Genomic DNA, 7,054 nt, shown 5'->3' on the forward strand with positions numbered 1-7,054 from the left:
CGGCAAGGGAGATCGCGGGTGCGGCTATTCCCGGAAGCGTCCGGACCCCGCGAGTGTTCATACGGCGGCAATGATCCCCGGTGGGGTGCCCCCGGCGGTCCCGGTACCGTGGAGGGCGTACGCAACGATCAAGGGCCGCCGTCCGGCCGGCCTGGAGGCACCACTCGCATGAACGTGACCCGATGAACGTCACCCGGGGCTTCGCCGGGCGCCCGCGCGTCCGCAACGACGGACTGCCGCCCGGCCAGTACGACGCCCGCGACGACTGGCCCGTCCTGTCCGCGGAGGTCACGCCGGAGCTGGCGACCTCGCAGTGGACGTTCACCGTCGACGGGCTGGTCGCCGAGAAGCGCACCTGGAACTGGGACGAGGCGCACGCGCTGCCGCCGTCCGCCTACGAGGGCGACATCCACTGCGTGACGAGCTGGTCGAAGTTCGGGGTGCGGTTCGCGGGGGTGTCGCTCGACACGTTCCTCGATCTCGCCCGCCCGACCGCCGAGGCCACCCACGCGGTCGCCTACTCGCACACGGGCTACACCACGAACCTGCCGCTCGCCGATCTGACCGGCGGACGGGCCTGGATCGTCTGGGAGTACGGGGACCGGCCGCTGCCCGCCGAGCACGGTGGCCCCGCACGGCTGATCGTGCCGCACCTGTACTTCTGGAAGAGCGCCAAGTGGATCGCGGGCATCCGGCTCCTCGACCACGACGAGCCGGGTTTCTGGGAGCAGAACGGCTACCACCACCGCGGCAACCCCTGGGAAGAGCAGCGCTACTCCGGTGACTGAGACGACCTCCATGTCTTCGACGACCTCCATGTCTTCGGCGGCCTCGGTGGCCTCCGCGCCCGCGACCCGGTTCGCGGTGCCCGGCCGGATCGCCGTGAGCAACCGCGCCGCGGCCACCTGGCAGTGCGCCACCCTCACCGAGATCCGCCGGGAGACACCGCATGCGTCGACCTTCCGGTTCGCCGTTCCCGCGTGGGCGGGGCATCTGCCCGGCCAGCATCTGATGCTCCGGCTGCGGGCCGAGGACGGTTACGTCGCCCAGCGGCACTACTCGATCGCCTCGCCCCCCGACGACGACGGCCACGTCGAACTCACCCTCGACCACGTCGACGGCGGTGAGGTGTCGGGCTGGTTCCACACGGTCGCCAAGCCCGGCGACGAGGTCGAGCTGCGCGGACCGCTCAGCGGGTTCTTCGCCTGGCCCGGCGACCGGCCCGCCCTGCTGATCGGCGCGGGCTCCGGTGTCGTACCGCTGATGTCGATGGTCCGCCACCACCGTGCGCGGAACCTGACGGTGCCCCTGCGGCTGCTGGTGTCGGCCCGCGCTCCCGAGGAGCTGATCTACGCCTCGGAGTACGGCGCCGAGACCACTCCGGTGTTCACGCGCAGCGCCCCCGAGGGTGTGGCCGTGGGCCGTGTGGCGGCCGCACATGTGGCGCGACTCCTGGCCGACGGGCCCGATAGTGGGTGGGAAGCCTATGTGTGCGGCTCGAACGGGTTCGCCGAGCACGCCTCCCGGCTGCTGGTGGACGCGGGCCAGCCGGTGGACCGTATCCGGATCGAACGCTTCGGCTGACCGCTCCGGAGCCCGGGCCCGCGTGCGAGCCCGGCCCCGGGGCCGTCAGTCGTGAGGGACCACGGCGACCGGGCACGTGGAGTGGTGGACCAGGGAGTGCGCCGCCCGGCCCAGTCCCGCGCCGGCCACGGAGCGGCCGACGACGAGCAGCCCCGCTCGCGTCGACGCCTTCAGGAGATGGTGGCCGGCGTGCCCGTACACGACCTCCTCCGAGACCTCGGTCTGCGGGAACTTGTGGCGCCAGGGTCCCAGGGCCGCCGCCAGGAAGCGTTCCCTGGCGTCCTGCTGCGCGGCCGTGTCGCCGGGCTCCCCCGCGCCGCCGGCACCCTCGCGCAGGGGCGGCAGCGTCCAGGCGTGCACGACGTGCAGGGGCGCGGCCCGGACACCGGCCGCGTCGAAGGCGTAACCGATGAGTTCGTCGGCCGGTTCCTCCAGGTCGAGCCCGAGGACCACCGGCAGGTACGGGGTCCGGGCGGGCGAGGTGGTGTCGCCGCCCGCGTCGTCCGGTACGCGCTCGTCCGGTACGCGCTCCTCCGGTACGCGCTCCTCCGGTACGCGCTCGTCCGGGGGGAGTTCGCCCGCGCGGACGAGCACCACGGGACACGCGGCGTCCGCGGCGACGGCGAGCGCGACCGAGCCGACCAGGAAACCGGTGAACCCGCTGAAGCCGCGTGAGCCGAGAACCACCGTCTCGGACTCGGTGGCGGCTTCGAGCAGCGCCGGAAGTGCGGGGGTGTCGGTACGACGGGCGGCGATCTGCAACGTCGGGTGCGCGTAGGAGAGTCGTACGGCGGCCCGGTCGAGGATGCCCCGCTGGAGCTCGCGGGCCGGGACCGCCGGCTGCTCAAGGGCCGGACGGGTGCGTGCCCCGCGTGCCCGGGGGCGGGGTACGCATCCGGGCGCGGCCCCGGGGACGGGAGTGGGTCCGAGGCCGGACCCGGGGACGGGCACGGAGGCGGTGGGTTCGCCGCCCGCGTGCAGCAGCCGCAGGGTGAGACGGCGGCGCTCGGCCTCGCGGGCCGCCCAGTCGGCGGCGTCGAGCCCGGCGCGGGAGCCGTCGACGCCCACGGTGACGGTTCGGATGTCCCTTCTCATGGTGCGGGCCCTTCCCTGTTCATCACGCATGTTCTTCCGGTGTTCGGCCTTCGGTCCCCGGCCTTCGGTCCTCTCGTCCTCGTCAGCCGGACCAGGTCCACTCGGCGACCTCCGGCAGGTCGGTGCCGTGCTCGCGGATCCAGGCCTCGTGACGGGTGTGCACATCGGTCATGCGCTGGCGTACGGCGGCTGCGCGGACAGCGAGGCCCGGGACACGGTCGATGACGTCCATGACGAGGCGGTACCGGTCGAGGCTGTTGCGGACGACCATGTCGAAGGGGGTCGTGGTGGTGCCCGACTCCTTGTAGCCGCGTACATGGAGGTTGGCGTGGCCGGTGCGCCGGTAGGCCAGCCGGTGGATCAGCCAGGGATAGCCGTGGTAGGCGAAGATCACCGGCTTGTCCGCGGTGAAGAGGGCGTCGTACTCGGAGTCGGCCATGCCGTGCGGGTGCTCGCCCTGCGGCATCAGCCGGGCGATGTCGACGACGTTGACGACCCGGACCGCCAGGTCGGGCAGATGGGTGCGCAGCAGCGCGGCGGCGGCGAGGACCTCCTGGGTGGGTACGTCTCCGGCGCAGGCCAGCACCACGTCCGGTTCGCGGTTCCCGTTCTCCGTGCCGGCCCACTCCCAGATGCCCGCGCCGCGGGCGCAGTGGGCGCGGGCCTGCTCCATGGACAGCCAGTCGAAGCAGGGCTGCTTCCCGGCGACGATCACGTTCACGTGGTCGCGGCTGCGCAGGGCGTGGTCCGCCACCGACAGCAGGGTGTTGGCGTCCGGCGGCAGATAGACCCGTACGACCTCCGGGCTCTTGTTGAGGACGTGGTCGACGAAGCCCGGGTCCTGGTGGGAGAAGCCGTTGTGGTCCTGGCGCCAGACGTGCGAGGTCAGCAGGTAATTGAGGGATGCGAGGGGTGCCCGCCACGGCAGTTCCCGCGAGGTCTTGAGCCACTTGATGTGCTGGTTGACCATGGAGTCGACGATGTGCACGAACGCCTCGTACGACGAGAACAGACCGTGCCGTCCGGTGAGGAGATAGCCCTCCAGCCAGCCCTGGCAGAGGTGTTCGGAGAGGATCTCGATCACGCGGCCGTCGCGTGCCAGATGTTCGTCGGTGTCGAGGGTCTCCGCCTGCCAGGCCTTGCCGGTCGCCTCGTACAGCGCGCCCAGGCGGTTCGACTCGGTCTCGTCGGGGCCCACGACCCGGAAGTTGCGCCGCTCGGACGTGTCGGCCATGACGCGGGCGAGCATGCCGCCGAGGACCCGGGTGGGCTCGTGGGTGCTCGCGCCGGGCTTGTCCACGGGGACGGCGAAGTCGTCCAGGTCCGGCAGGGGCAGCGAGGTCAGCAGCAGACCGCCGTTCGTGTGCGGGTTGGCGCCGAGGCGGCGGGAGCCCTCGGGCACGCAGTCCAGGACGAGGGAGGTGGGACGCCCCTCGGCGTCGAAGAGCTCCTCGGGGCGGTACGAGCGCAGCCAGGCCTCCAGTTGCCGCAGGTGCTCGGGGTTCTCGCGGACCCCGGCGAGCGGGACCTGGTGGGAGCGCCAGGTGCCCTCGACCGGCTCCCCGTCGACCTCGGCCGGGCCGGTCCAGCCCTTCGGGGTCCGCAGGACGATCATGGGCCAGCGGGCCCGCCCGCTCCCCGCGCCCCCGCCCGTGCCGCCGCGGCCCCTGCCGCTCCGGGCCTTGCCGCTCTGCCCCCTGCCGCCCCCGCCGGTGCTCCCGCCGCGGGCCTCCTGCTGGATCTCGGCGATGCGGTCCAGTGCCTGGTCCATCGCCTTCGCGAGCTCCCGGTGGACGCGGCGGGGGTCATCGCCCGACACATGGATGGGGTCGTGGCCGTAGCCCCGCAGGAGTTCGTCGAGTTCGGCGCGCGGCAGCCGGGCGAGCACCGTGGGGTTGGCGATCTTGTAGCCGTTGAGGTGCAGGACCGGCAGGACGGCGCCGTCGTGCACCGGGTCGAGGAACTTGTTGGAGTGCCAGGAGCCGGCGAGGGGTCCCGTCTCGGCCTCACCGTCCCCGATCACACAGGTGACCAGGAGGTCCGGGTTGTCGAAGGCGGCCCCGTAGGCGTGGGCGAGCGAGTAGCCCAGCTCGCCGCCCTCGTGGAGGGAGCCCGGGGTCTCGGGGGCGACATGGCTGGGGACCCCGCCGGGAAAGGAGAACTGCCGGAAGAGGCGTTCCATGCCGGAGGCGTCCCGGGTGACGTCCGGGTACGTCTGGGTGTAGCTGCCTTCGAGCCAGGAGTTCGCGAGGACCGCGGGGCCGCCGTGGCCGGGGCCCCACACACAGATCGCGTCGAGATCGCGCTCGACGACGACACGGTTGAGGTGGGTGTGCACCAGGTTGAGGCCGGGCGAGGTCCCCCAGTGTCCGAGCAGCCGCGGCTTGATGTGTTCGGGCTTGAGCGGCTCGGTCAGCAGCGGGTTGCCGAGGAGGTAGATCTGACCGACGGCCAGGTAGTTCGCGGCACGCCAGTGCGCGTCGAGCGCCGCCATGCGGTCCTTGGCCATGGTGAGGGACTCCTGTTCAGAGGGTTGCGGGGGTTCCCGGGGTTGCGGCGGTTTTGAGGGGGTGGGACGCGGGTTCCACACGGGGCGCCGATCAGTCGTGGAAGGACGGGTTGTTCGGCCGTTCGTGGCAGTGGCCGGCGCTCCGTGCGGTGGCCGTGGTGCTCGGTGCCGGGCCCTGCTCCGGCCGCCCTCGTGACGTTCGCACCGACCGCCCGGCGGACGGGAGGGCCAAACCGGCCCCTGGGAGGATCCGTTCGGCCTTCACGGGGCACACGCACGATGTACGGGGGTGGCTCGGGCGGCGCGGCACGGCCGCGGGTGCTGAGGAGGCGGGACATGCGGACGCGGGAACAACGGGCGAGCGAGAAGCGGGCGCGGGTGATCGGGCGGCGCTGGCGGCACAGTCCGCTGTGCCGCCGTACGGACGTGGTGGAGGCGTGGACCGCGCTGGTCGTCTCCGTCGTGCTGTGGGCCGGTACGCCGCTCGCCGGGCTGGCGGCGGGCTGGTGGGCGTACGACGGGGCGCGGTCCACGGCGGTGGAGCAGCGGGCCGAACGCCACCGGGTGCTCGCGACGATCGTCGAGGGGGCGCACACCTCCGCGGCCGGCGGCGAGGGCGACCGGCGGCCGGTCAAGCGGGTGAGCGTCCGCTGGACGGAGCCGGGTGAGCGGGCGCGCACGGGTGAGACCCGGGTGCCCGCCGGGGCCGGGGCCGGCGACCGCACGTACATCTGGCTGGACCGCCAGGACCGGGTCGTCCCGGCTCCGACGAGCGACACGGTGGTCTGGCAGCACGGGCTGGCCGTGGGCGCCTGTGCCGCGGGGGTGGCCGCGGGCGGCGTACTGGCCCTGCACGCCCTGATACGCCGGGTCGCCGCACGCCGTCGGCTGGCCGAATGGGAACGGGAGTGGGCCCTTACGGGGCCTGAATGGGCGCGGGACCGGACCTGACGGGCGGGACGGGCCGAACGGCGCGGAGAGCGACGGCCGGGCGGCGACGAAAGCGGTCCGGCCGTCCATGACGACCGGGCCCACCAGCCCTGGAACGGGACCTGTTGGCCCCTGTCGGGACCGGTTGGTCCCTGTCCCCGGAGAGCGGCGCCCAGGATCCTGGAGGTGTCCCGACGCGATGTTCGCGGCACTCCAGAAAGGGGACCCGCATGCTCGCAACCTCCACTCCCCGACTGTCCGAGGCCCTGCCCGCCGAGCAGACACATCGCCTGATGCGGCTCGCTCGGGAGGTGTCGTTCGCACCGGGCACACGCGTCTTCGAGGAAGGAGGGCGGGCCGACCACTTCTGGATCGTGCGCACCGGAACCGTGGCCCTCGACCTGCGCGTTCCCGGCCGCGGCTCGCCCGTCATCGACACCCTCGGCCACGGTGAACTCGTCGGCTGGTCCTGGCTGTTCCCGCCCTATGTGTGGCAGCTGGGCGCGGAGGCGGTGTCCGCGGTCGAGGCGTACGAGCTGGACGCGTCGACCGTACGTCTGATGTGCCAGTCCGACCCGGCCCTCGGCACGGCGGTCGGGCAGTGGGTCGGACGGGTGCTCTCCCGGCGCCTGCACACCGCCCGCACCCGGCTGCTCGACCTGTACGCCCCCGACGGCAGCGGTGCTTCCCGCTGAGTCTCCGAAGGCCCGTTCGGCCCTGCCGGCGTCCCGCCCGGTGCGCGGCGCTCGGCCGGGACGGCCCAGCCCCCAGGGAGTCGTGGTCATGGCCGACCGTCAGAACGTGCCCGGCAGGGCACCGGTCCGGATCTTCCTTCTCGACGACCACGAGGTCGTGCGCCGGGGACTGCACGATCTGCTGGACGCCGAGCCCGACATGGAGGTCGTCGGGGAGGCCGCCACCGGCGCCCAGGCGCTG

At 73.1% G+C, this 7,054-nt stretch carries 7 protein-coding genes; 5 read left to right on the forward strand and 2 right to left on the reverse strand.

Annotated elements, in window-relative coordinates; translation table 11 throughout:
- Window positions 1–182 precede the first annotated feature (182 nt).
- The gene (locus tag J8N05_RS46265; protein ID WP_210894021.1) at window positions 183–788 is read left to right on the forward strand and encodes a sulfite oxidase-like oxidoreductase; all 606 of its coding nucleotides are present in this window, start codon (window positions 183–185) and stop codon (window positions 786–788) included.
- A 10-nt stretch (window positions 789–798) separates the two neighbouring features.
- Window positions 799–1,584 carry a ferredoxin reductase gene (locus J8N05_RS46270; RefSeq protein WP_247706985.1) on the forward strand — a complete coding sequence of 262 codons (786 nt, stop codon included), beginning with the start codon at window positions 799–801 and terminating at the stop codon, window positions 1,582–1,584.
- Window positions 1,585–1,629: 45 nt separating this feature from the next.
- Here J8N05_RS46270 and J8N05_RS46275 read toward each other — a convergent pair whose 3' ends face one another.
- A complete protein-coding gene (locus J8N05_RS46275; RefSeq protein ID WP_247706986.1) occupies window positions 1,630–2,679 on the reverse strand; it encodes a universal stress protein in 1,050 nt (349 codons plus the stop codon).
- 82 nt (window positions 2,680–2,761) lie between these two features.
- A complete protein-coding gene (locus J8N05_RS46280) occupies window positions 2,762–5,188 on the reverse strand; it encodes a phosphoketolase family protein (protein ID WP_210894025.1) in 2,427 nt (808 codons plus the stop codon).
- Between the two features lie 336 nt (window positions 5,189–5,524).
- On the opposite strand from J8N05_RS46280, the gene J8N05_RS46285 reads away from it, so the two are divergent.
- The 3 genes from J8N05_RS46285 to J8N05_RS47825 all read left to right on the forward strand — a co-directional run.
- Entirely contained in the window at window positions 5,525–6,139 is a 615-nt protein-coding gene (locus J8N05_RS46285) for an Rv1733c family protein (protein ID WP_210894027.1), read from the forward strand.
- Window positions 6,140–6,348: 209 nt separating this feature from the next.
- Entirely contained in the window at window positions 6,349–6,813 is a 465-nt protein-coding gene (locus tag J8N05_RS46290) for a cyclic nucleotide-binding domain-containing protein (RefSeq protein WP_210894029.1), read from the forward strand.
- An 88-nt stretch (window positions 6,814–6,901) separates the two neighbouring features.
- Window positions 6,902–7,054: response regulator transcription factor (locus tag J8N05_RS47825; protein WP_407700021.1), on the forward strand; the 153-nt coding region annotated here is incomplete at its 3' end.

The sequence above is a fragment of the Streptomyces liliiviolaceus genome (assembly GCF_018070025.1).
GTDB lineage: Bacteria > Actinomycetota > Actinomycetes > Streptomycetales > Streptomycetaceae > Streptomyces > Streptomyces liliiviolaceus.